General features: G+C 68.9%; 24 protein-coding genes. 11 read left to right on the top strand and 13 right to left on the bottom strand.

The window, feature by feature from the left end; translation table 11 throughout:
• The first annotated feature begins 47 nt into the window (after positions 1 to 47).
• Positions 48 to 410, top strand: coding sequence for a DsrE family protein (locus tag G3I56_RS36885; protein ID WP_164416837.1), 363 nt, complete (start codon positions 48 to 50; stop codon positions 408 to 410).
• Positions 411 to 466: 56 nt separating this feature from the next.
• Here G3I56_RS36885 and G3I56_RS36880 read toward each other — a convergent pair whose 3' ends face one another.
• From G3I56_RS36880 to G3I56_RS36845, 8 genes are all read right to left on the bottom strand, one after another.
• Complete coding sequence (locus tag G3I56_RS36880; RefSeq protein WP_164416828.1) at positions 467 to 859, bottom strand: VOC family protein; 393 nt, start codon at positions 857 to 859, stop codon at positions 467 to 469.
• A 29-nt stretch (positions 860 to 888) separates the two neighbouring features.
• Positions 889 to 1149: a DUF3099 domain-containing protein gene (locus tag G3I56_RS36875; RefSeq protein WP_164416826.1), complete on the bottom strand. Its 261-nt coding sequence runs from the start codon at positions 1147 to 1149 to the stop codon at positions 889 to 891.
• Positions 1150 to 1248: 99 nt separating this feature from the next.
• Entirely contained in the window at positions 1249 to 1536 is a 288-nt protein-coding gene (locus tag G3I56_RS36870) for a DUF1416 domain-containing protein (protein ID WP_055524959.1), read from the bottom strand.
• 39 nt (positions 1537 to 1575) lie between these two features.
• Positions 1576 to 2415: a sulfurtransferase gene (locus tag G3I56_RS36865; RefSeq protein ID WP_164416824.1), complete on the bottom strand. Its 840-nt coding sequence runs from the start codon at positions 2413 to 2415 to the stop codon at positions 1576 to 1578.
• Between the two features lie 573 nt (positions 2416 to 2988).
• Entirely contained in the window at positions 2989 to 3741 is a 753-nt protein-coding gene (locus tag G3I56_RS36860; protein WP_164416822.1) for a DUF2993 domain-containing protein, read from the bottom strand.
• Between the two features lie 193 nt (positions 3742 to 3934).
• On the bottom strand, positions 3935 to 5047 hold the full coding sequence (locus G3I56_RS36855; protein ID WP_164416820.1) for a hypothetical protein: 1113 nt from the start codon (positions 5045 to 5047) through the stop codon (positions 3935 to 3937).
• A gap of 10 nt (positions 5048 to 5057) precedes the next feature.
• Positions 5058 to 5312: a MoaD/ThiS family protein gene (locus tag G3I56_RS36850; protein ID WP_164416818.1), complete on the bottom strand. Its 255-nt coding sequence runs from the start codon at positions 5310 to 5312 to the stop codon at positions 5058 to 5060.
• Positions 5313 to 5360: 48 nt separating this feature from the next.
• The gene (locus G3I56_RS36845) at positions 5361 to 6260 is read right to left on the bottom strand and encodes an alpha/beta fold hydrolase (RefSeq protein WP_164416816.1); all 900 of its coding nucleotides are present in this window, start codon (positions 6258 to 6260) and stop codon (positions 5361 to 5363) included.
• A 265-nt stretch (positions 6261 to 6525) separates the two neighbouring features.
• Between G3I56_RS36845 and G3I56_RS36840 the strand changes: the two genes are divergently transcribed.
• The 6 genes from G3I56_RS36840 (at position 6526) to G3I56_RS36815 (ending at position 12335) form a co-directional block, all read left to right on the top strand.
• Positions 6526 to 7326: a response regulator transcription factor gene (locus G3I56_RS36840; protein ID WP_164416814.1), complete on the top strand. Its 801-nt coding sequence runs from the start codon at positions 6526 to 6528 to the stop codon at positions 7324 to 7326.
• A gap of 105 nt (positions 7327 to 7431) precedes the next feature.
• Positions 7432 to 8457, top strand: coding sequence for a LacI family DNA-binding transcriptional regulator (locus tag G3I56_RS36835; protein WP_164416812.1), 1026 nt, complete (start codon positions 7432 to 7434; stop codon positions 8455 to 8457).
• Positions 8458 to 8591: 134 nt separating this feature from the next.
• Positions 8592 to 9794 carry a trypsin-like peptidase domain-containing protein gene (locus G3I56_RS36830; protein WP_164416810.1) on the top strand — a complete coding sequence of 401 codons (1203 nt, stop codon included), beginning with the start codon at positions 8592 to 8594 and terminating at the stop codon, positions 9792 to 9794.
• A 53-nt stretch (positions 9795 to 9847) separates the two neighbouring features.
• A complete protein-coding gene (locus G3I56_RS36825) occupies positions 9848 to 10048 on the top strand; it encodes a hypothetical protein (protein ID WP_164416808.1) in 201 nt (66 codons plus the stop codon).
• A 98-nt stretch (positions 10049 to 10146) separates the two neighbouring features.
• Entirely contained in the window at positions 10147 to 10884 is a 738-nt protein-coding gene (locus G3I56_RS36820; protein WP_164416807.1) for a response regulator transcription factor, read from the top strand.
• On the top strand, positions 10881 to 12335 hold the full coding sequence (locus tag G3I56_RS36815) for a HAMP domain-containing sensor histidine kinase (RefSeq protein ID WP_164416805.1): 1455 nt from the start codon (positions 10881 to 10883) through the stop codon (positions 12333 to 12335). Before G3I56_RS36820 ends, G3I56_RS36815 begins: the two co-directional genes overlap by 4 nt.
• Positions 12336 to 12408: 73 nt before the next feature.
• Here G3I56_RS36815 and G3I56_RS36810 read toward each other — a convergent pair whose 3' ends face one another.
• Complete coding sequence (locus G3I56_RS36810; RefSeq protein WP_164416803.1) at positions 12409 to 12630, bottom strand: DUF397 domain-containing protein; 222 nt, start codon at positions 12628 to 12630, stop codon at positions 12409 to 12411.
• A gap of 5 nt (positions 12631 to 12635) precedes the next feature.
• Entirely contained in the window at positions 12636 to 13451 is an 816-nt protein-coding gene (locus G3I56_RS36805) for a helix-turn-helix transcriptional regulator (RefSeq protein WP_164416801.1), read from the bottom strand.
• Between the two features lie 134 nt (positions 13452 to 13585).
• Here G3I56_RS36805 and G3I56_RS36800 point away from each other — a divergent pair, with 134 nt between their 5' ends.
• Entirely contained in the window at positions 13586 to 13858 is a 273-nt protein-coding gene (locus G3I56_RS36800) for a hypothetical protein (RefSeq protein WP_164416799.1), read from the top strand.
• Positions 13859 to 14009: 151 nt separating this feature from the next.
• On the opposite strand, the gene G3I56_RS36795 is transcribed toward G3I56_RS36800, so the two are convergent.
• Positions 14010 to 14993: an AraC family transcriptional regulator gene (locus G3I56_RS36795; protein ID WP_164416797.1), complete on the bottom strand. Its 984-nt coding sequence runs from the start codon at positions 14991 to 14993 to the stop codon at positions 14010 to 14012.
• 162 nt (positions 14994 to 15155) lie between these two features.
• On the opposite strand from G3I56_RS36795, the gene G3I56_RS36790 reads away from it, so the two are divergent.
• Genes G3I56_RS36790 through G3I56_RS36780 form a run of 3 tightly spaced genes read left to right on the top strand, consistent with a single transcriptional unit; the run spans position 15156 to position 18808 of the window.
• Positions 15156 to 17261, top strand: a complete 2106-nt coding sequence (locus tag G3I56_RS36790; RefSeq protein WP_164416795.1) for a pectinesterase family protein — start codon at positions 15156 to 15158, stop codon at positions 17259 to 17261.
• A 54-nt stretch (positions 17262 to 17315) separates the two neighbouring features.
• The gene (locus G3I56_RS36785; protein WP_164416793.1) at positions 17316 to 18041 is read left to right on the top strand and encodes a PH domain-containing protein; all 726 of its coding nucleotides are present in this window, start codon (positions 17316 to 17318) and stop codon (positions 18039 to 18041) included.
• Positions 18042 to 18085: 44 nt separating this feature from the next.
• Positions 18086 to 18808: a response regulator transcription factor gene (locus tag G3I56_RS36780; protein ID WP_164416791.1), complete on the top strand. Its 723-nt coding sequence runs from the start codon at positions 18086 to 18088 to the stop codon at positions 18806 to 18808.
• Here G3I56_RS36780 and G3I56_RS36775 read toward each other — a convergent pair.
• Positions 18766 to 20562 (bottom strand): ABC transporter ATP-binding protein, encoded by a 1797-nt coding sequence (locus G3I56_RS36775; RefSeq protein ID WP_164416908.1) that lies wholly within the window; start codon positions 20560 to 20562, stop codon positions 18766 to 18768. The genes G3I56_RS36780 and G3I56_RS36775 overlap by 43 nt on opposite strands.
• A 93-nt stretch (positions 20563 to 20655) precedes the next feature.
• The gene (locus tag G3I56_RS44890; RefSeq protein ID WP_275406931.1) at positions 20656 to 20784 is read right to left on the bottom strand and encodes a hypothetical protein; all 129 of its coding nucleotides are present in this window, start codon (positions 20782 to 20784) and stop codon (positions 20656 to 20658) included.
• Positions 20785 to 20970 lie beyond the last annotated feature (186 nt).

The raw sequence follows: 20970 nt of genomic DNA, 5'->3' as shown, positions 1-20970 counted from the left end.
AGAGAGTTGATTACGATTCGGACTACCGTCCGGCCTACGATGCGGCCATGGCGAAGAAGCTCGTGATCAAGGTGACGGCGGGGGCCGATGCCCCCGAGCGCTGCTCGCAGGCGTTCACGGTGGCGCCGGTGGCCGTGGCCAGCGGGGTTGAGGTGTCCCTGTGGCTGACCGGGGAGTCGGCCTGGTTCGCGCTGCCGGGGCGGGCCGCCGAGTTCGAGCTGCCGCATGCCGCGCCGCTGCCCGACCTGATCGACTCGATCCTCGCGGCAGGCCGCCTCACCCTCTGCACCCAGTGCGCGGCCCGGCGTGACATCACCGAGAAGGACGTCATCGAGGGCGTACGGATCGCGGGGGCGCAGCTCTTCGTCCAGGAAGCGATGGCGGACGGGACGCAGGCGCTCGTCTACTGATACCAAGTACTGATACCAAGACGGCGACGGCGACTCGGTCTCTCTTCCCGCTCTTCCTACCTCTCCTGCTCTTCCTCGGTCCACAGGCAGAACGGGTGGCCCGCCGGGTCCAGCAGTACGCGTACGTCGTCCTGGGGCTGGTGGCCGTGGAGTCTGGCTCCCTCGGACACCGCCCGCGCCGTCTCCCCTTCCAGGTCGTCGACCTCGATGTCCAGGTGAAGCATCATCTGCTGGTCACCGGGGTCTCTGGTGGGCCAGACGGGCGGGACGTACGCGCGTTCCGTCTCGAAGGCGAGGGAGACGCCCTCGGTGCCGGGCGGGGGGCCGATGAGGACCCAGTCGGGTTCCTCGCGGCGGATCTCGTAGCCGAGGAGGCGGCAGTAGAAGCCGGCCAGTTCGTGTGCGTCGTGTGCGTCCAGCACGACGGTGGACACACTCGTACGCCCCACAGGTCCTCTTCTCTCTTACCCCTTCCCGGCTACTGGCGGCGCTTCTTGCCGTCCAGCTCGTCCCACCACTCGTCGGACCTCGTGTCGCCGGACGGGTCGTCCCACCAGCGGTCGTCCGGGCCCCTGCGGTTGGCGACCACCGCCGCCAGAGGCGGGATCACCATCGCCACCACGCACATTCCGACCGCCACCGGCATCGACCAGAGGCGTACGACCGACCAGGCCAAGACGAAGAGGCCGATGCACGTCCCCATCATGGCGAAGTAGGCGTGGCGCCGTCGCGCGTACATGGGTCAAGGGTAGTTCCGCGCACGCCGAAGGGCCGTACCCCCGAGAACTTGGGATCGAGGAGTACGGCCCTTCGGTTACTGCTGCTGGTGCTGGTGCTGTCAGACGGCGATGGCGACCTCGGAGAGGCCGCCCGTCTGGGCGACGACCGTGCGGTCGGCCGTGCCGCCCGGGACGAGGGCGCGGACGGTCCAGGTGCCCTCGGCCGCGTAGAAGCGGAACTGCCCGGTCGCCGAGGTCGGGACCTCGGCGGTGAACTCGCCGGTCGAGTCGAGGAGGCGGACGTATCCGACCACCGGCTCGCCGTCGCGGGTCACCTGACCCTGGATCGTGGTCTCACCGGGCTTGATCGTCGAGGCGTCCGGGCCGCCGGCCTTCGCTCCACACATGTTCGTTTCCGTCCTTCTGGCCTTGACTGACTACGAGGGTTACTTGTTGGCGCCGAGCTCGATCGGAACGCCGACCAGGGAGCCGTACTCGGTCCAGGAGCCGTCGTAGTTCTTGACGTTCTCCACGCCCAGCAGCTCGTGCAGGACGAACCAGGTGAGCGCGGAACGCTCACCGATACGGCAGTACGCGATGGTGTCCTTGGCGAGGTCGACCTGCTCGTCGGCGTAGAGCTCCTTGAGCTCGTCGTCCGACTTGAAGGTGCCGTCGTCGTTGGCGTTCTTCGACCACGGGATGTTGCGGGCGGACGGGACGTGGCCCGGGCGCTGCGACTGCTCCTGCGGGAGGTGGGCAGGGGCGAGCAGCTTGCCGCTGAACTCGTCGGGCGAGCGTACGTCGACCAGGTTCTGCGAGCCGATGGCCGCCACGACGTCGTCGCGGAAGGCGCGGATCGACTTGTTCTGCGGCTTCGCCTTGTAGACGGTGGCGGTCCGCTCCGGGACCTCCTCGACCAGCTCGCGGGCGTCGAGCTCCCACTTCTTGCGGCCGCCGTCGAGCAGCTTGACGCTGTCGTGGCCGTACAGCTTGAAGTACCAGTAGGCGTACGAGGCGAACCAGTTGTTGTTGCCGCCGTAGAGGATCACGAGGGTGTCGTTGCCGATGCCCTTGGCCGAGAGGAGCTTCTCGAAGCCCTCCTCGTCGATGAAGTCACGGCGGACCGGGTCCTGGAGGTCCTTGGTCCAGTCGATCCGGATGGCGTTGCGGATGTGGTTCTTCTCGTAGGCGGACGTGTCCTCGTCCACCTCGACGATGGCGATGTCGGCGTTGTCGAGGTTGGCCTCGACCCAGTCGGCGTCTACCAGTACGTCGCTGCGGCTCATGCTTTTTCTCCTCCGGGGCAGTTGCGGCGGGGTGGTGCGTAAGCAGAGGGGGTACGAATGCGGTCGTACCCGGTCGTACCCGCTCGTGTGCGGTCAGGCCTGTCGCGACTCGCGCACGAGGGCCCTCGGGTGAAGGGCGCCGGGGATGCGGGAGGTGGTGCGCCGCTGGTGCCGCGCGCTCCCGCTCAGAAAGGGCGACAGAGCATGGCGGACACGCGGCACAGGTCTACTGCCCGCCGCTTTGTGAGATCCGCCTGTCGCTGCATAGCGTCGATCGTAGGGACGGATTGCCGGGGATGTCACCGGCATGTCGCATGATGAGACGCGATCGTCCGCGATGTGAGATACAGGGGCGGAGGGCGTGGTGATTGCGGGGCCGCGGGCGAGGAGGTGGAGGATTCGTCCGTCGCCACATCTGCGGTACGGACGGAGCTGTCTCGCCAGTTGGACGCCCACGCGGCGCGAGGGCGACCCGCGGGTGACCCGACAGCGACCCGATGGCGACTCTGGGGCTACCCGAGGGCCCCGTCCGGGGCGTCCTGACGTGTTCTGCCCCGCCGGTCAACCAGCCAGCTACCCAGCCAGGCCGACGTTCGAACCCTTCACCGTGATGTCCACACCGGTCTTCGCCGCCTTGACCGAGTCCAGCAGAATACCGCCGGGCAGACCGTCGATCCTCTGCTGGAAGTCCGTCACCGTGCGCATCCTGCCGTCGGCGAGTTGGATGCCCAGGTTGGGCAGGGAGTCCGCCTTCACCTTCACCGTGTCGGCCTCGATCGTGACCGTGCTGAGGACCGACACCGGCTTCGGCAGCTTCTTGCCGAGCACCGTCGCCTCGACCGCGACCTTGATCTTTCCGTTGCCGCCGTCGGACAGCCCCACGACCGAGGCGGTCACACCCGGGACCACCTCCGTGGACCCCGACTCGGCAGCCTCAGCCGCCTTGGCCGCCTTCAGCAGTTCGGCGTACGTGATGGTCGCGCTGCCGGTGGCGGTGGCCGCGGTGGCGGAGCTGTAGTCGCCGGAGAACTTGACGTCGCGCATCTGGGCATTGAGGTCGTCGATGCGGATGTTCTGGCCCGAGGTTCCGGTGGCGGCCTCGTAGTCCTTGATGCCGACCTTGACGTCGTCGAGTTCGCCGCCGGCGACCTGGGTGAGGAAGGGGAAGCCGTTGATCGACACGTCCGGGGTGGCGGCCAGGCCCTCGTTGGTCCTGAGGCGGTCCGCGACCTCGTCCTCCGCGAAGCCGACGGCGACACGGTCGGCGATCACGAAGAGGCCACCGAGGATGACGGCGACGATGAGGAGTATTCGGAGTGCACGCATGTTCGCGACGGTACCCGGCGGGACTCCGACGGGGGCGGGTGCGGGGGCAGTTGTCGATCGGCTGTGACAGGCGGGGCGATTTCTCGCCCCCGCCGCCCCTACCCGTCCCATCCCTGGGGGCTGCGCCCCCAGACCCCCGCTGTCGGCCCTGAACGGGCCTCGTCCTCAAACGCCGGACGGGCTGATATCACCCTCAGGCCAGCGCCCGTCCCACCAGGTACACCGCCGGGGCAGCCGCCGCCAGCGGCAGGGCCACGCCCGCCGTGAAGTGGACGAACCTCGACGGGTAGTCGTAGCTGGCCACCCGGTGTCCGACGAGCGCGCAGACTCCCGCGGCCACCCCCAGCAACGCACCCTTGCTTCCCAGGTCCGTCATCCCCCCGACCGCGATTCCGGCCCCCGCGGCTGCCAGCAGGGCGACAACCACCGACGCCGCCGTCGGCAACGGCAACGCCCGCGCGAGCACCGCCGCGGCGACCGCGGCGGCCCCGACGCTCACCGCGTCCGGCTCCGCCGCGAGGTGACCCGCCGCGATGATCGCCAGCGCCGCCGAGGCGATCGTCGCCATCAGGCCGGACATCCGGGTGTCCGGGTCCGCGTGGGACCGGAGCTGCAGGAACAGGGTCAGCACGACCCAGACACCGAGCGTGCCGACGATCGCCGTCGGCGCGTTCTCGCGCCCCGCCGCCAGTAGCGCCACGTCAGCCGTCACCGCGCCGGCGAAGGCGAGGGCGATGCCCTGCCGGGCGGGCCACATGCCGTTCAGCCGGAACCAGCCCGCCGCCGTGACCGCCTGGAGGATGACGAGGGGGACCACCAGCGCGTACGTACCGACGGCCGCCGTACCGGACAGCAGCAGTCCGAGCAGTGCCGTGAGGGCGGCCGGCTGCATTCCCGGCTCGATGATCGGCGAACGTCCCTCAAGTCGGGCCCGCTGCGCATCGGTGACCCGGGTGTTGCCCGCGACCGTGGCGGGCCCGTACCCGGCGCCGGCCGCGTCTCCGCCGGCCCCCTGCGGAGGCAGGTACGGAGTCTCCGGCACCTCCGCCATCGCGGGCGACGGGGCGACCGGGGCAGCCGTCACCGGGGCCTGCATCTGCGTCTCCCAGGTCTGGCCCTGCCACTGCTGCGTGTACTGCTGCGCCTGTCCGTCGTCGTAGGCCGGCTGCTGCTGCCCGGGCCAGGCGGGGGGCTGAGGCTGAGCCTGCTGTCCCCCGTACTGCGGCTGTTGCTGGGGCTGCTGATACGGGTCGTACCCCTCGTACGACTCGCCGTACTGCTGCCCATATCGCTGCTGGTCGCTCATAGCGCTGCGCTCACCCTCCTGCGAACGGCGGGAGCACCTCGACCGTGCCGCCCTCGGCCAGCCGTACCGTCTCATGTTCGCGGGTGCCCACGGGGTCACCGTCGATGAGGAACGAGCACCGGCGCAGGACACGGACGAGTTCACCGGGGTGCCGCTCGCGGACCTGGTCCAGCGCCTCGGCGAGGGTGACCGCGTCGTACGGCTCCTCGGCGATCCCGGCGGCGGCCTTCGCGGCTGCCCAGTAGCGCACCGTGACCTTTGGCATCTGCCTGTTCTCTGCTTCCTCGGTCGATCGGCTGTGACAGCACTCAGGCTAGCCCGCCTGTGCGACAGCCCAGCCCCCGATGCGCCGCAGCAGTTCATCGTCCGCCGCGTGCTCCGCGTGGCCCATCCCCGGCTCCAGCCACAGTTCGCCGGTGTCGCCCGCCGCATCCGCGAGCATCCGGGGATGGTCCACCGGGAAGTAGCCGTCCCGGTCGCCGTGCACGATCAGGAGCGGGGTCGGCGCTATCCGCGCCGCCGCCTCCACCGGGGAGAGGGGTACGGGGTTCCAGTCCTGGTGGTGGATCCGCGTACGGAGTCCGTAGCGGCTCACCAGGCGGCCCTCGGGACGGGTCACGAGCCAGTGCAGGCGCCGCATGGGGGCTGTGCCCCGGTAGTACCAACGGGCCGGCGCACTCACCGAAACCACCACGTCCGGCGCCGCCCCCGTGCGCCCCCCGCGCTCCTGCCGCCCGGAGCTCCCGTACAGCGCCGCGTGCCGCAGGACCACCGAGCCGCCCATCGAGAAACCGACCGTGGCCACCCGGGTGTGCCCGAGCTCACGTGCCCAGCGGACCGCGGCGGCCAGATCGAGGACCTCGCGGTCGCCGACCGTCGAGCGTCCGCCGGACGCCCCGTGCCCCCGGAAGGAGAACGTCACGACGGCCCCGTACTGCGCGAACGCCTCCGCCACCCGTCGAACGTGCGGCCGGTCCACATCCCCCGTGAAACCGTGCGCGACGACGAACGCGAGATGGTCGGAACGGTGATCGGAAAGGTGACCAGAAAGTGGCGTCGAGGCGTCGTATACAACGACTCCCGGCTCGTATACGGCATCGATCGTCACTCCGTCGTCGGTGGTCAGAAACCTCCGCAGAGGGGTGCGATCGGCCGTCTCAGAGTTCGGGACGACGAAAGATCGCGTCACATGACCTGCCGGACCAGTGCTCATGTGGGCTATTCTGCTGGGCAGAGGACTCGGGCAGCGCAGCCCCCGAGTCCTTTTGTGCTTTCGGTGGCGCTGTATACGAAGCGGGTTACGAAGCGAAACGCTCCGGAAAACCGCAGGTGTACGCCACGCGGATCGCACGCACAGCACTACCGCAGTACAGCAGTGCCGAAAACGTCCTCGCAGGGACCGAGGAGGAACCAGACGTTATGGGCGAGCGAAACGTACAGAACCGTATGACGATGTCGATCCGGGTAGGTGGGACGCGATGAGTTCACTTCTCCTCCTGACCAATGCCCTCCAGCCGTCGACGGAGGTACTTCCCGCCCTCGGCCTGCTGCTGCACAACGTGCGCGTGGCTCCGGCCGAGGGACCCGCTCTCGTCGACACCCCAGGTGCCGACGTCATCCTCATCGACGGCCGGCGGGATCTGCCCCAGGTGCGCAGCCTGTGTCAGCTCCTGCGCTCCACCGGGCCCGGCTGTCCTCTCATCCTCGTCGTCACGGAGGGCGGCCTCGCGGCCGTCACCGCCGACTGGGGTATCGACGACGTACTGCTCGACACGGCCGGTCCGGCCGAGGTCGAGGCACGACTGCGGCTCGCCATGGGGCGCCAGCAGATCGTCAACGACGACTCCCCCATGGAGATCCGCAACGGCGACCTCTCGGTCGACGAGGCGACGTACAGCGCGAAGCTGAAGGGCCGGGTCCTCGACCTCACCTTCAAGGAGTTCGAGCTCCTGAAGTACCTCGCCCAGCACCCGGGCCGCGTCTTCACGCGCGCGCAGCTCCTCCAGGAGGTCTGGGGCTACGACTACTTCGGTGGCACCCGGACGGTCGACGTGCACGTACGACGGCTGCGCGCGAAGCTCGGCCCCGAGCACGAGTCGCTGATCGGGACCGTCCGGAACGTCGGTTATCGATTCGTTACGCCGGAGAAGGGCGACCGTACGAGCGACGAGGCGAAGGCCAAGGCGGCCCTCGCGAAGTCGGACGTTTCGGGCGTTACTGGTGACACTGCGGCCCTGGACGCCGTCGAGGAGTCGTCCGAGGTCACCGCCGAGGCGTGACCGCGGTGGCCGGGTGACGGCGCACGGCACGGTCCGCGCTCCGGGCGGGTGGAACGAATTCCTTTCGCCCTGCCCAGAGCGGGTCCATCCGCGTAGACTCCGCGCGTGGCCAAGGTGACTAGGGATGATGTGGCTCGGCTGGCGGGTACCTCCACCGCCGTCGTCAGCTATGTCATCAACAACGGACCCCGGCCGGTTGCCCCGGCCACGCGCGAGCGTGTCCTCGCCGCGATCAAGGAACTGAGCTACCGGCCCGACCGCGTCGCCCAGGCGATGGCGTCGCGGCGCACGGACCTCATAGGCCTGATCGTGCCGGACGCGCGCCAGCCCTTCTTCGGGGAGATGGCGCACGCGGTCGAACAGGCCGCGTCCGAGCGCGGAAAGATGGTGCTGGTCGGCAACTCCGACTACATCGCCGAGCGCGAGGTCCACTATCTACGGGCCTTCCTCGGCATGCGGGTCTCCGGGCTGATCCTCGTCAGCCACGCCCTGAACGACAACGCGGCGGCGGAGATCGAGGCCTGGGACGCCCGGGTCGTCCTCCTCCACGAACGCCCCGAGGCGATAGACGACGCCGCCGTCGTCACGGACGACCTCGGCGGCGCCCACCTCGCCGTCCGCCACCTGCTGGAGCACGGCTACGAGTACGTCGCCTGTATGGGCGGCATCGCCGAGACCCCGGCGGTCGGCGACCCCGTCTCGGACCACGTCCAGGGCTGGCGGCGCGCGATGGACGAGGCCGGTGTCTCCACGGAGGGCCGCCTCTTCGAGGCCCTCTACAACCGGTACGACGCCTACAAGGCCGCTCTGGAGATCCTCGCCGACCCGGCCCGCCGTCCCCCGGCCATCTTCTGCTCCACCGACGACCAGGCCATCGGCCTGCTGCGCGCGGCGCGCGAGCTGCGTATCGACGTCCCCGGGGAGCTGGCGGTGGCCGGCTTCGACGACATCAAGGAAGCGGCCCTGGCGGACCCGCCCCTCACCACCGTCGCCTCCGACCGCCCGGGCATGGCCCGCGCGGCCGTCGACCTGGTCCTCGACGACGGGGTACGGGTGGCGGGCTCGCGGCGCGAGCGGCTGAAGCTGTTCCCGTCGCGGCTGGTGACACGGCGTTCCTGCGGCTGCGAGTAGTCGCTACCGGCTACCGGCTACCGATCTGTCCGCAGTGACGTCCCTGACCTCTTTATTTCGGGCATACGAGCTTCTGTCGGGCTTCTCAGGGAGCACTCAGCCAGCTCTCATGCTGGCGGGACAAGCTCTGTTCCATGACCGAGAGCTTCCGCCGCAGCGGCGAGTACGAGACCCCCCAGGGCCACGAGCCGCAGTCGGCGTACCCCCAGCAGCAGTACGCTTCCGCCCCCCAGTCCTCCTCCCCGGTGAACCCGGAGTGGCCGCCCCCGCCGGCGTACGAGCCGCCGACGGTCCAGCAGCCCGCGTACCAGGAACCGGCCCAGATCCAGCCGCAGGCTCCGCAGGCTCCGTACGGCCGGCAGGCCACGCACGAGCAGCCCGCGGACACCGCCACAGCCACTGCCACCCTTCTCGCGGAGCCCCCCGCCGATCCCGCCGCGCCCGCCCCGCGCAAGAAGCGTGGGAAGGGCCCCTTCGCCCTCCTCGCCGCCGTGGCGATCGTCGCCGCGGCGATAGGCGGCGGCACGGCGTACGGCATCCAGGAGCTGACCAACTCGGACTCCGCCGTCACCTCCAGCAGCACCAGCACCAACGTGGTGCCGTCGAGCGCCAAGGGCACGGTCTCCGGGGTCGCCGCGGCGGTCAGCCCGAGCATCGTCGAGATCAACGCGACCTCGAACGCAGGTTCCTCGACCGGCTCCGGTGTGATCATCACGTCCGACGGCGAGATCATCACCAACAACCACGTCATCACCGGTGCCTCGTCGGTCAAGGTGTCGACGAGCGACGGCAAGACGTACACCGCGAAGGTCGTCGGCACCGACAGCAAGAAGGACCTGGCCCTCATCAAGCTGGAGAACGCCTCCGGCCTGAAGACGGCGACCCTCGGCGACTCGGCCGGCGTCCAGGTCGGCGACGAGGTCGTGGCGATCGGCTCCCCCGAGGGCCTGACCGGCACGGTCACCAGCGGCATCGTGTCCGCCCTCAACCGTGACGTCACCGTCGCCACGGAGGAGAGCCAGGGCCAGGGCCAGCAGCAACAGCAGGGCGGTGGCAGCGGCAGCTGGCCGTTCGAGTTCGGCGGCCAGCAGTTCAACGGCGACACCGGCACGTCCACGACGACGTACAAGGCCCTCCAGACGGACGCGTCCCTCAACCCCGGCAACTCCGGCGGCGCGCTCATCGACATGAACGGCAACATCATCGGCATCAACTCCGCGATGTACTCGGCAGCTTCGTCCTCGTCGGACGCGGGCAGCGCGGGTCTGGGCTTCGCCATCCCGATCAACACCGTCAAGTCCGACCTGGCGACACTGCGCTCGGGCTCGACCAGCTGACGCACTGAGGCACCGCCGCACCGCCGCACGAGAACCAAGATGAGGGGTACGTCATGATCAAGCAGGTTTCGCACAAGCTGACCGTCGGTACGGCGGCCATCGGCCCGGCCGCCCTGGACCTCGCCCTCGGCGTGGCCTTCGCCCTGCACCCGCCGACCACGGCGACGACCCGGGCCCCGGAGGTGGCGAGGGTGACGCGTACGGCCGCCGCCCGCAGGGCGACGACGCGCAGCCGCCGTCCCGCACTCAGCTGATCCCCTCCGCAGCTGATCCTTCTCCCCGCAGCAGACCGGAAACGTGCGAGGCTGAAGGAGCCCCGACACGTCCCACCGCACCCGAGGAATCCACGCCCATGAGCCCCGCCGAAGGCGACCGTGACACCCAGCGCATCCTGATCGTCGACGACGAGCCGGCTGTGCGCGAAGCACTCCAGCGCAGCCTCGCCTTCGAGGGGTACGACACGGAGGTCGCGGTCGACGGCGCGGATGCCCTGGAGAAGGCGACCGCGTACCAGCCCGACCTGGTCGTCCTCGACATCCAGATGCCGAGGATGGACGGCCTGACGGCGGCCCGACGCATGCGCGGCGCGGGCACGACCACGCCCATCCTGATGCTGACGGCCAGGGACACGGTCGGCGACCGGGTCACCGGCCTGGACGCGGGTGCGGACGACTACCTGGTCAAGCCCTTCGAACTGGACGAACTCTTCGCCCGGGTACGGGCCCTGCTGCGCCGCAGCTCCTTCGCGGCGGCAGCCGTGGCAGGGAGCCTCCCGGAGGACGAGGCCCTGACCTTCGGCGACCTGCGCATGGACCTCGCGACCCGCGAGGTGACGCGCGCCGGCCGGGCGGTGGAACTGACCCGCACGGAATTCACCCTCCTGGAGATGTTCCTGGCCCACCCGCGCCAGGTCCTCACCCGCGAGCAGATCCTGAAGGCGGTCTGGGGCTTCGACTTCGAGCCGTCCTCCAACTCCCTCGACGTGTACGTCATGTACCTCCGCCGCAAGACAGAAGCGGGCGGCGAGCCGCGCCTCGTCCACACGGTCCGGGGTGTGGGGTATGTACTCCGACAGGGTGGCGCGGAATGAGCAGAGTGGGACGCCGGTTCCGCACCCTGCCGATCCGGGCGCGCCTGTCGATGCTGGTCGCTGCCGCTGTGGCGTTCGCGGTGGCGGCGGTTTCGGTGACTTGTTGGTTCATCGTGCAGGGGAAGTTGTACGACCAGGTCGACAACGATCTTCAGAAGACACTCGCCATGAGGGGGATCCAGGAGCAGGCCGCTGCCGCGGTCAACACCTGCACTCAGACACCGCAGGACAACTCCCACGGCCCCCGGAACATCTATTTCCAGGTGGTCCTGGAGGACGGAACGTTTTGCGCCCTGCCGTTCTCCAAGGGCACGGTCAAGGTCACCAAGTCCGACAGGGACATGGTCAAGGAAGCGGACACCGCTGATGGCAGCATCCACAACGGCACTGACTCGGAGGGCGCCGACGTACGCGTCCTGGCCGTACCCATGCCCGGAGTGACCGTCACCGATCCGGCCACGGATGTCACCTCCAACGCCGGCCTGCTCGTCGCCCTCCCCCTGGACAACACCCAGTCCACCCTCAACGACCTCGCGTTGATTCTCCTCTTCGTCTCCGGCATCGGAGTCGTGGGCGCCGGCGCGGCCGGTCTGGCGGTCGCCCGGGCGGGCCTGCGCCCCGTCGACAAGCTCACGGAGGCCGTCGAACACGTCGCCCGTACCGAGGACTTGAGTATCCGTATCCCGGTGGACGAGGAGAGTGACGACGAGATCGCCCGCCTCTCCCACTCCTTCAACTCGATGACCTCGGCCCTCGCCAACTCCCGTGAACTGCAACAGCAGTTGATCGCGGACGCCGGTCATGAACTCCGCACCCCCCTGACTTCCCTCCGCACCAACATCGAACTCCTCACCCGCAGCGAGGAGACAGGCCGCCCGATCCCCGAGGCAGACCGCAAAGCTCTCCTCGCCTCGGTGAAGGCTCAGATGACCGAACTGGCCGCCCTGATCGGCGACTTGCAGGAGCTGTCCCGCTCGGAGGGGCAGCGAGGCGAACGCGTTCAGGTGGTCGCCCTGGAGGACACGGTCGAGTCGGCTCTGCGCCGGGCTCGTCTACGCGGCCCCGAGCTGACGATCACCTCCGACATCCAGCCCTGGTTCGTCCGGGCGGAACCGTCGGCGCTGGAGCGTGCGGTGGTCAACATCCTGGACAACGCGGTGAAGTTCAGCCCCGAGGGCGGCACGATCGAGGTGCAGCTGAGCAGGGGCACCCTGACGGTCCGCGACCACGGGCCCGGCATCCCCGCCGACGAGATCCCCTACGTCTTCGACCGCTTCTGGCGCTCACCTTCGGCGCGCGCCCTCCCCGGTTCCGGCCTGGGCCTGTCGATCGTCGCCCGTACGATCCAACAGGCAGGCGGCGAGGTCACGTTGGCCCGCGCGGCGGGCGGCGGCACGGTGGCCACGGTACGGCTGCCGGGGGCGGCTACTCCGCCGCCTGAGACGATGTAGGGAACTCAAGCGGCTCGGCTTCTTGCCAGAAGACCTCGTACACCAGGATCTGCGGATCCTGGCTCTCCCTGGTTCACCCGACGGTGTTCACTCCGGGCTCACCTTTGACCCGCTCCACGAACGCGGACCAGGACAACGCCGTGAAGACCAGCGGGCGCGAGCGCGGGGCCTTGCTGTCCCGGACCGGGACCAGGCCGGTGTAGCCGTCGGCGACCTCGACGCAGTCGTTGTCTCCCCCTTCGCTGTAGCTCGACTTGCGCCATATAGCCGTGCTGAGGTCAGGGGTGCGCGTCATGATCTCTACTCCTCCAGTAGGTCCCTGATGAACGTGAGCGAGTCCGACGGGGACAACGCCATGTCGCGGAGCCGATCGTAGGACAGTCGACGCCGCAGAACATCGTCCGGATCCTCGGTCAACTCGCGGCACCCGTTGCCCTCCATGTAGGCGGCGCCACTTCCGTCCTTCTGCCAGAGCAGCGTCAGCGACCCGGACATGTGATGGTGAACTCCCGCTGAAAATGGGAGCACTTGGAGCGTCACGTTGGACCACTGAGCGGCGGCCTCAAGGTGCAGGATCTGTTCACTCCACGTCTTGGCGCTGGCAGCCGGTCGCCGGAAGGCGCCCTCGTCGATGATGACGCGAGCGTCGGCCAACGGCTTCTGCCGCAGCAGGTACTGACGACCGAGTCGCGCCGCCACCTGCTCCTCAACCGACTCCTCGCTGTCAGCCGTTGTCTGGACCATAGACAACACCTCGCGGGCGAAGTCCTCCGTCTGGAGCAGACCGGGCACCACCAAGCTGAACTTCCACATCAGCCGCGCCGTCCCCTCCAACCCCATGAACTCCTTGTACTGGTCCTTGAACGCATCCAGCCGAGCCACCCTCCAGTGACTCACCAGCAGGTCACCGGCCTCGTAATACGTGTCCAGGTCCTCCATGACCGTCACCTTGGACAGCCGTTCGCCCGACTCCAGTCGGGACAGGTAGCTCTTGTCATAGCCGGTCTCCTCGGAGAGTTGGCCGAGCGACTTGCCCGCCTTCTCGCGCAGGAACCTGAGCGTGCGCCCCAGCACCGCCCGGCCCGACTCGCCGTCCCCGTCAACCTGTTCGCCCATGTCAGCCCTCGCCGTTGCCTGGGCGCCCCGGCAACGCCCGCCCTCTTCCGCAGAGTACGTCGAGGCAGTGACGATCTGAACGCGAACGGTAATCATCGCTCGTCACGCCCACCCCCACCGAAGGGCCCCCGCCCATGCGCCTGCTCCCCTGGACCACTCCCGAAGGCCAACCCTGCTATCTCAGCACCGACAGCGACCTCAGTCGGCTCTCTCTCCTCGCCGACGACATCGAGGAGGCCCAACTGGACTCCGGGGAGCAGGTGTTGAAGGGGGCGCGGGTCCTGCTCGGTGACCCCAGGGCGGGGGAGCGCGCCGTGCGGTTCGCGCTCACGCGGGCTACCGAGTCGCTGGCGGACGTCCTGCGGATCGCGGTCAGCCGGGGTGAGCGGATTCCGGCGGAGTGGTGATGCCGGTTTCCTCGGTCGCGGAGTCGAGCAGATCGCATCAGCTCCGCGACCGAGATTTCCCCCGTTGCGGAATCAACAATGCCGGGCCGCCGCCCTGTTGTCGTTGCCAGTCGGTCCACAGTTCCTTGGCGCTGCGTCTACTCCTGGTCTGTTACCGCTCGCACAGCGCCTGTTGTCTGTACTCCCTGGGCGACATCCCGAACTCCGCGCGGAACGCCCGCGTGAAGTCGGACGGGCGCGGGTACCCCCAGCGGGCGGCGATGACATGGATCGGCGTACAGCGCAACGAGCCGTCTGCCAGGTCCCGGTGGGCGTTCTCCACACGTCGGCGACGGATCCAGGCCGCGACCGTCTCCCCCGGCATCTGCTGCTGGAAGATGCGGTGCAGATAGCTGAGCGAGATGTTGTGGGCGGCGGCGATCACGGGTGGCGTCAGTTCGGGGTCGTGCAGGTTCTGCCGGATGAACGTCTGGACGCGTTCGGCCATGGCCCGCCCCCGGGTCTCCGGGGACAACGCAGCCTCTGCTTCCAGCAGTTGCGCGAACCAGGCCGACATGAGGTCGATCACGACCGTGCCCAGGCGGGGCGCGTCGGACGGCTGGAGGGTGTCGATCTGCCGGTTCAGCCCGACGACGAACTCCGCCAGGAGCGCACCGACCCCCTCGCGCCCCGGCAGGTTCAGCCCCAGCAACTCCCTTACCCGGTGCGGCGGCAGGGGCAGCAGTGCCTTGGGGAAGTCCACGGCCATTCCCCTGACTATGCCGCCCTGCCGGTCGTCCGCCGACCTGACGTCGTACGGCTGCGAACTGTCGGCCAGGTGCAGGTCGCGCGAGGTGAACGTGCTGGTCCGCCCGGCGTGCTCGAGGCCCAGCCCGCCGTCGATCAGCAGCGTCAGGTGATACAGCTCGGGGTCGGCCTGGCGCACCAGTTTCTCGGTCCGCCGGTAGCGCGTGGGCAGGAACGACATCTGGCTCACGACCACCGGCCCCAGTTCCATCAGCCGCTGCTCCGCCCAGAAGTCGGCGGCGTGCTCGCTGACGAGTGCGCTGGAGCGCGTCCGGCCGACCAGTTCCTGCCAGTAGTCGAACCTGTCTCCCACAGGTACGTCCGTGGTACGGAACACCGTCCCGATCATTCCGCTTCCCTTCCGGCCCCCGGTCACCGAACCCCGATCCCCAGTCCCCGGTCACCGTCTCCGCATCACCGGCAACCTTTCCCTCCCCGGCTGCAACAGCCAAGTGACGTGGTTCCCCCTCCAGTTAACCCCCCTTGCCCCCTCACTTGATCGGAAGCAGCCGTGAGCGCATCCCGCAGCAAGTCCAGCCGTCACCGCCGCCGCAAGACCGCTCTGGTGGCCGGCGTACCGCTGGCCCTGGTCTCCGCCGGTGCCATGGCCTACGGCGCCGCCCTGGGCGTGTTCGGCGCGGACGCGCAGCCGAAGGCGTCCGCCGCCACCTCTGCCGACTCCACCGCCTCCGCCCTCGCCGGTGTCACCGACGTCGCCAACGGCTTCGCCTCCGTCAACGCCCTTGGTCAGAACGGGACTTACGGCGGCCGGGACGGCCAGACCGTCACCGTGAAGACGCTCGCCGACCTGGAGAAGTACGCGACCGCCGGCGAGCCGTACGTCATCGTCGTCGCCGCGACCATCAACATGAACCCGGTCGGCAAGGAGATCAAGGTCGCCTCCGACAAGACCATCATCGGGTCCGGGACCTCCGGGCAGATCGTCGGCGGCGGGTTCTTCCTCGGCACCGGGGTCCACAACGTCATCATCCGGAACCTCACCATCCGGGACGCCTACCAGGGCGTCTGGAACGACAAGGAACACGACTTCGACGCCATCCAGATGGACGGTGCCCATCATGTGTGGATCGATCACAACGACCTGCGGCACATGGCCGACGGTCTCATCGACAGCCGCAAGGACACGACCTACCTGACCGTCTCCTGGAACAGGCTGAGCCAGGACAACAAGGCCTTCGGCATCGGCTGGACCGAGAACACCACCGCCGACATCACGATCCACCACAACTGGATCCGCGAGACCGAGCAGCGCAACCCGTCCACCGACAACGTGGCCCACGCCCACCTCTACAACAACTTCCTGGAGGACGAGGCGGGGACCACCATCAAGTCCTCGTACGGCAATTACTCGCGCGGGAAGACCAACATGGTGCTGGAGAACTCCTACTTCCAGGGCATGACCAACCCCGTCGTCCGCGACGCCACTGCAACCCTCGTCCAGCGCGGCAACATCTTCTCGGGTACGACCGGCAAGAACGAGAGCGGAGGGTCGGGCGCGGCCTGGGACCCCAAGACGTACTACGGCTACACCCTGGACAAGACGGCCGACGTGCCCACACTCCTCAAGTCCGGTGTGGGGCCGCGCAGTTCGGTGGCCAAGGCGAGCACAGCAACGACCACGTCCGCCGCCGCCACCGCTGCGACCACCCTCACCGTCGCCGCCGACGGCTCCGGCCAGTACCGGACCGTGCAGGCCGCCGTGAACGCCGTACCCGCGAACAACGCCTCCCGGGTGGTCATCTCCGTCAAGCCGGGGACGTACCGCGAGCTGGTCAAGGTGCCGTCCAACAAGCCGCACGTCACCATCCAGGGCAGTGGCGGCAGCCGCAAGGACACCACGATCGTCTACAACAACGCGTCCGGTACGCCGAAGCCCGACGGTTCCGGCACGTACGGCACCGGCGGGAGCGCCACGGTCGCCGTCGACGCGGACGACTTCCAGGCTCGCAACCTGACCATCTCCAACGACTTCGACGAGGCCGCGCACCAGGACATCGCCAACCAGGCGGTCGCCCTACGCACCTCCGCCGACAAGGTGTTCCTCGACAGCGTCATCGTCAGCGGCGACCAGGACACCCTGCTCGTGGACACCGCGTCCAAGGACAAGCTGGGCCGCGTCTACATCACCAACTCCTACGTCGTCGGCAACACCGACTTCATCTTCGGCCGGGCCACCGCCGTGATCGACAAGTCGGTCATCACCCTGAAGAAGCGCTGGAACGGCACCTCGGCCGGTTACGTCACGGCCCCCAGCACCGCCGCGAACCGCAAGGGCATCCTGATCGCCAACTCCACGGTGAACGGCGACGTCTCCGACCGCAGCTTCTACCTCGGCCGCCCCTGGCACGCGGGCGGCGACGCGACCCTCGACCCGCAGACCACCATCCGCAACACCTCCCTCAGCGCCGCGATCAGGACCACCCCGTGGACCGACATGAGCGGCTTCTCGTGGAAGGACGACCGCTTCGCCGAGTACAAGAACACCGGCGCGGGCTCGGGCGCCGCGAGCACCGACCGCCCGCAACTGACCGACGCCCAGGCCACCGGCCAGGAGGTCGCGGACTGGCTGGGCGACTGGACACCGTCCGCCTCCTGACGTGCACAGGTCCCCGCTCTACGATCACTCCATTACAGGCTCTGGGGAGGGTCGATGGGCGGGGACGTCGGTGGCGTTGGCGGTGGCGGGATCGAGCGGGAGTACCGGAAGCGGCGGAAGTTGCCCCGGGGGGTGCTCGTCTCCTTCGGCTTCATGTCGTTGTACTGCCTGCTCCAACTCAACCGGTCGACCCCCGTGGCCGATTGGGTGAAGCTCGCCCTCCTGGCGGCCCTTGTGACGATCCTCGCTCGGTGGATGCTGTACATGCGCCGCGGGCACACGCTGGTGGACACGCGCGGAGTCGTCGTGCGCGGGGCCGTGATCGAACGCCGGTGGGCCTGGCACGACATCTACGACATCCGGGCCCAACCGGTCCCCAAGGCACCCTCCAACGCGCGCAAGTGGCTGGTCCACCTGTACGACACCGACGGCCGACGGTTTCTCCTCCCGCACGTCGACGACTGGCAGTTGGACGACCCACCGGCCGAGGTCGACGAGCTGCGAGCCGTCGCCGCCCGGCACCGGGGCACGGCCTGGGAGCCGCGCCCGGCGACCGAGGCGCACATCCTGAGGCGGACCGCGCACCGCAAGGCCTGGGAGCGGGCGGCCACCGGCACGCTCGTCGTGCTTTTGTGCACCTTCCTGCTCTGCCTGGTGCTGACGGTCACGACGGACGATCCACCGATCCTCCTTCTGCTCCTGTGGATCCCGCTGGCCGTCTTCGCCCTTCTCGCGGCCTTCCTCCACTGGCGCTGCGCGCGAGCGGTAGCCAACGCATAACCGCCTGCCAGGCCCAGCACAGCGCTTCGTCAGACCGTATTGAGATGACGCGGAAGATCCTGCTGGCCGACGACGACGCGGCCGTACGTGAAGGGCTCGACCGAGTGCTCAGGTTCGAGGGGTACGAGACCGTGCTCGCCGGGGACGGCCGCGCGGCGCTCGCATTGGTGGCCGAACCGGAGACCGCACCCGACCTCGTGCTCATGGACGTCACCATGCCCGGCCTCGACGGGCTCGCCGCGACCCGGCGGCTACGGGCCTCGGGGTGCACCGTCCCGATCCTGATGATCACCGGACGGGCCGCGGTCGGGGACCGGATCGTCGCGCTCGACAACGGCGCCGACGACTACCTCGCGAAACCCTTCGCCACCGAGGAACTCCTCGCGCGGGTACGGGCGTTGCTGCGCCGGAGTCCTCAACGCGAACCCCGGCCGCCCTCGCCGCTCGCGGGTCTCAGCTTCCAGGACGTCCTCCTGGACCCGCGGACTCGTACCGTCACCCGCGCCGACCGCCGACTCGACCTCACCAAGACCGAGTTCAACCTCCTCGAATACCTGCTGCGGCGGCCCGAAAAGGTCCTCGGCCGGGTCCAGATCCTCAAGGACGTCTGGGGCTTCGACTTCGAGCCCCACTCCAACACCCTTGACGTGTACGTCATGTACCTGCGCCGGAAGCTGGAGAGCCGGGGCGAACCCCGGCTCATCCACACCGTCCGGGGGATGGGCTACACCCTCAGGGCGAGCGTCAACGTCTCCTCCCGCCGGTAGGAATCGGCGGGTTGGGGGAGCAGCGGCACCGCGAGCCTCGCGTACACCCCGCCCCGCGCCATCAGTTCGTCGTGCGTGCCCGTCTCCGCGAGGCGGCCCTCGTCGACGACCAGGATGCGGTCGGCGTCCGGGGCGAGGCTGAGATCGTGGGTGATCATGATGGTCGTACGGCCCGTCATCAACCGGCGCAGTGCCGGGACGATCCGGCGGGCGGCGATCGAGTCCAGGCCGGCCGTCGGCTCGTCGAGGACCAGTACCGGGGCCCGGCGCAGCATGGCCCGGGCGATGGCGATCCGCTGCAACTGGCCGCCGGAGAGCGTGGCCGTGCCGGGGGCGATCCTCGTGCCGTACCCCTCGGGGAGCGCGGTGACGAAGTCGTGCGCGTCGGCCGCCCGTGCCGCCGCCTCGATGTCCGCGTCGCTCGCGCCGGGGCGCCCGCACTCGATGTTCTCGCGGATCGACCCGTGCAGGATCAGCGTCTCCTGCGGCAGCAGCACCACGTTCTCGCGCAGGAAGGTGAGGGGGACGTCAGTCAGCGGCACGCCGTCCAGGCAGATCACGCCCGCCGAGGGGTCGTAGAAGCGGGTGAGGAGTTTCGACAGGGTGGATTTGCCGGCGCCGCTCGCTCCGGTGATCAGGACCAGTTCGCCGGGGGCGGCCGTGAAGGTCACCTCGCGCAGCGACGGCCGCCGGTCCCCTCCCCCGCCCGGGTAGGTGAAGGAGGCGCCGTGGACGCTGACCCAGCCGCGTACCGGCCACCCCGCGACCGGTTCCGCCGGGTCGGTGACGGCGGGCTCGGCGTCCAGCAGCTCGCCGAGGCGCTCCGCGCCCGCGGTCGCCGCCGTGAGGGTCAGGCCGAGCTGGCCGAGACTGCGGATCGGCGGATAGAGGTAACCGACGAAGGCCGCGAAGGCGAGGAGCGCGCCCAGCGACATCCGGCCGGCGGAGATCTCCCAGACGCCGAGCCCGATCACCGTGAGGACGCACAGCGTCTCGACGACCTCGACGAACTGTTCGTACATCTCACTCAGCCGCGCCCCGCGCACACTCGCCTTCATCCAGGCGCGGGCCTCGCGGTCAAGGCGCTTCTCCTCGTCGCCGCGGCGGTTGTAGGCCTGGGTGAGGACGATGTTGCCGAGGGACTCCTCCACCACGGAGGTGATCGCGCCGTCGGCGACGCGCTCGTCCTGGCTCGCCGTCCTGATACGGCCGGCGAAGCGGCGGGCGGCGAGCAGGAAGAGGGGCGCCAGGAAGAAGGTGACGAGGGCCAGGTCCCAGCGCAGCCAGAGGGCGGCAGCGGAGTAGAAGAGAGCCGAGAAGGCGGCGGAGACGGTACCGACGACACCGGACACGACCATCTGTTCGATGGCCTCAACGTCTCCCGTCAGTCGCTCCACCAGGTCGCCCTGACGGTGCTTCTGGAAGAAGTCGGGCGGCAGATCCTGCACATGCCGGAACACACCGGCCCTCAGCCGCAGGACGAATCTCTCTGCGGTCCAGGTGGCGAGCGAGTTTCCGGCGTAGCCGACGAGCGCGCCGAGCACGGCGACGGCGAGCCAGGCACCGGCCGGTCCCCAGAAAGCGGCGAGGGAACCCGCTTTCAGGGCGTTGTCCGTCAGTTCCGCGAACAGCAGGATCGCGGCGGTCTCGGCCAGCGCGGACACCACCACGCAAGTGACAATCGCCACCAGCCATTTCCGGTCGCCGCGCGTCAAAGGCCAGAACCGGTGAAATGCCTCCCGGACTTCCCTCATACTCAACTCCCCTTCCTTTTCTCCCTACACGCCTGAGGCGGGGCCACCGGGACGATGTGCTCGTCCTGCGGTGACCCCGCCTCATGGCGGGTCTCAGTGCTGGTGCCCGACCGGACGACGCTGCACCTTCCGGGGCGCCGGCTTCTTCGGAGCCTTCTTCTTCGGAGCCGGGGCGGCGGGCTTGGCGGCCTTCTTGACAGGGACGATCTTGTGGAAGCTCATGCGATTCTCCTTGTTTTTCGTGTCGTTCGGTTTCGACATGGAAAACACTACGGGACCCGACAAGAGGAAAAAGCCAATTCCGCTTAGACCTCGATTAATTGCAACTGAGACCAGTTTTCAGGAACCCCGGGGAACCGATCCACTATTCACACAGGACTTATTACGGGCATTACAAAGGGCCCAAGG

This window comes from Streptomyces sp. SID12488 (assembly GCF_010548275.1).
Classification (GTDB): Bacteria; Actinomycetota; Actinomycetes; order Streptomycetales; family Streptomycetaceae; genus Streptomyces.
The sequence above is the reverse complement of the archived record's forward strand: the minus strand, read 5'-3'. Positions and strand labels throughout refer to the sequence as shown.

Excerpts from the sequence above, each read along its gene's own strand:
- G3I56_RS36885 (WP_164416837.1), top strand. The coding sequence starts at position 48 with ATGGCGAAGAAGCTCGTGATCAAGGTGACGGCGGGGGCCGATGCCCCC.
- G3I56_RS36875 (WP_164416826.1), bottom strand. The coding sequence starts at position 1,149 with ATGTACGCGCGACGGCGCCACGCCTACTTCGCCATGATGGGGACGTGC.
- G3I56_RS36870 (WP_055524959.1), bottom strand. The coding sequence starts at position 1,536 with ATGTGTGGAGCGAAGGCCGGCGGCCCGGACGCCTCGACGATCAAGCCC.
- G3I56_RS36865 (WP_164416824.1), bottom strand. The coding sequence starts at position 2,415 with ATGAGCCGCAGCGACGTACTGGTAGACGCCGACTGGGTCGAGGCCAAC.
- G3I56_RS36860 (WP_164416822.1), bottom strand. The coding sequence starts at position 3,741 with ATGCGTGCACTCCGAATACTCCTCATCGTCGCCGTCATCCTCGGTGGC.
- G3I56_RS36855 (WP_164416820.1), bottom strand. The coding sequence starts at position 5,047 with ATGAGCGACCAGCAGCGATATGGGCAGCAGTACGGCGAGTCGTACGAG.
- G3I56_RS36850 (WP_164416818.1), bottom strand. The coding sequence starts at position 5,312 with ATGCCAAAGGTCACGGTGCGCTACTGGGCAGCCGCGAAGGCCGCCGCC.
- G3I56_RS36845 (WP_164416816.1), bottom strand. The coding sequence starts at position 6,260 with ATGAGCACTGGTCCGGCAGGTCATGTGACGCGATCTTTCGTCGTCCCG.
- G3I56_RS36840 (WP_164416814.1), top strand. The coding sequence starts at position 6,526 with ATGAGTTCACTTCTCCTCCTGACCAATGCCCTCCAGCCGTCGACGGAG.
- G3I56_RS36830 (WP_164416810.1), top strand. The coding sequence starts at position 8,592 with ATGACCGAGAGCTTCCGCCGCAGCGGCGAGTACGAGACCCCCCAGGGC.
- G3I56_RS36825 (WP_164416808.1), top strand. The coding sequence starts at position 9,848 with ATGATCAAGCAGGTTTCGCACAAGCTGACCGTCGGTACGGCGGCCATC.
- G3I56_RS36820 (WP_164416807.1), top strand. The coding sequence starts at position 10,147 with ATGAGCCCCGCCGAAGGCGACCGTGACACCCAGCGCATCCTGATCGTC.
- G3I56_RS36815 (WP_164416805.1), top strand. The coding sequence starts at position 10,881 with ATGAGCAGAGTGGGACGCCGGTTCCGCACCCTGCCGATCCGGGCGCGC.
- G3I56_RS36810 (WP_164416803.1), bottom strand. The coding sequence starts at position 12,630 with ATGACGCGCACCCCTGACCTCAGCACGGCTATATGGCGCAAGTCGAGC.
- G3I56_RS36805 (WP_164416801.1), bottom strand. The coding sequence starts at position 13,451 with ATGGGCGAACAGGTTGACGGGGACGGCGAGTCGGGCCGGGCGGTGCTG.
- G3I56_RS36800 (WP_164416799.1), top strand. The coding sequence starts at position 13,586 with ATGCGCCTGCTCCCCTGGACCACTCCCGAAGGCCAACCCTGCTATCTC.
- G3I56_RS36795 (WP_164416797.1), bottom strand. The coding sequence starts at position 14,993 with ATGATCGGGACGGTGTTCCGTACCACGGACGTACCTGTGGGAGACAGG.
- G3I56_RS36785 (WP_164416793.1), top strand. The coding sequence starts at position 17,316 with ATGGGCGGGGACGTCGGTGGCGTTGGCGGTGGCGGGATCGAGCGGGAG.
- G3I56_RS36780 (WP_164416791.1), top strand. The coding sequence starts at position 18,086 with ATGACGCGGAAGATCCTGCTGGCCGACGACGACGCGGCCGTACGTGAA.
- G3I56_RS36775 (WP_164416908.1), bottom strand. The coding sequence starts at position 20,562 with ATGAGGGAAGTCCGGGAGGCATTTCACCGGTTCTGGCCTTTGACGCGC.
- G3I56_RS44890 (WP_275406931.1), bottom strand. The coding sequence starts at position 20,784 with ATGAGCTTCCACAAGATCGTCCCTGTCAAGAAGGCCGCCAAGCCCGCC.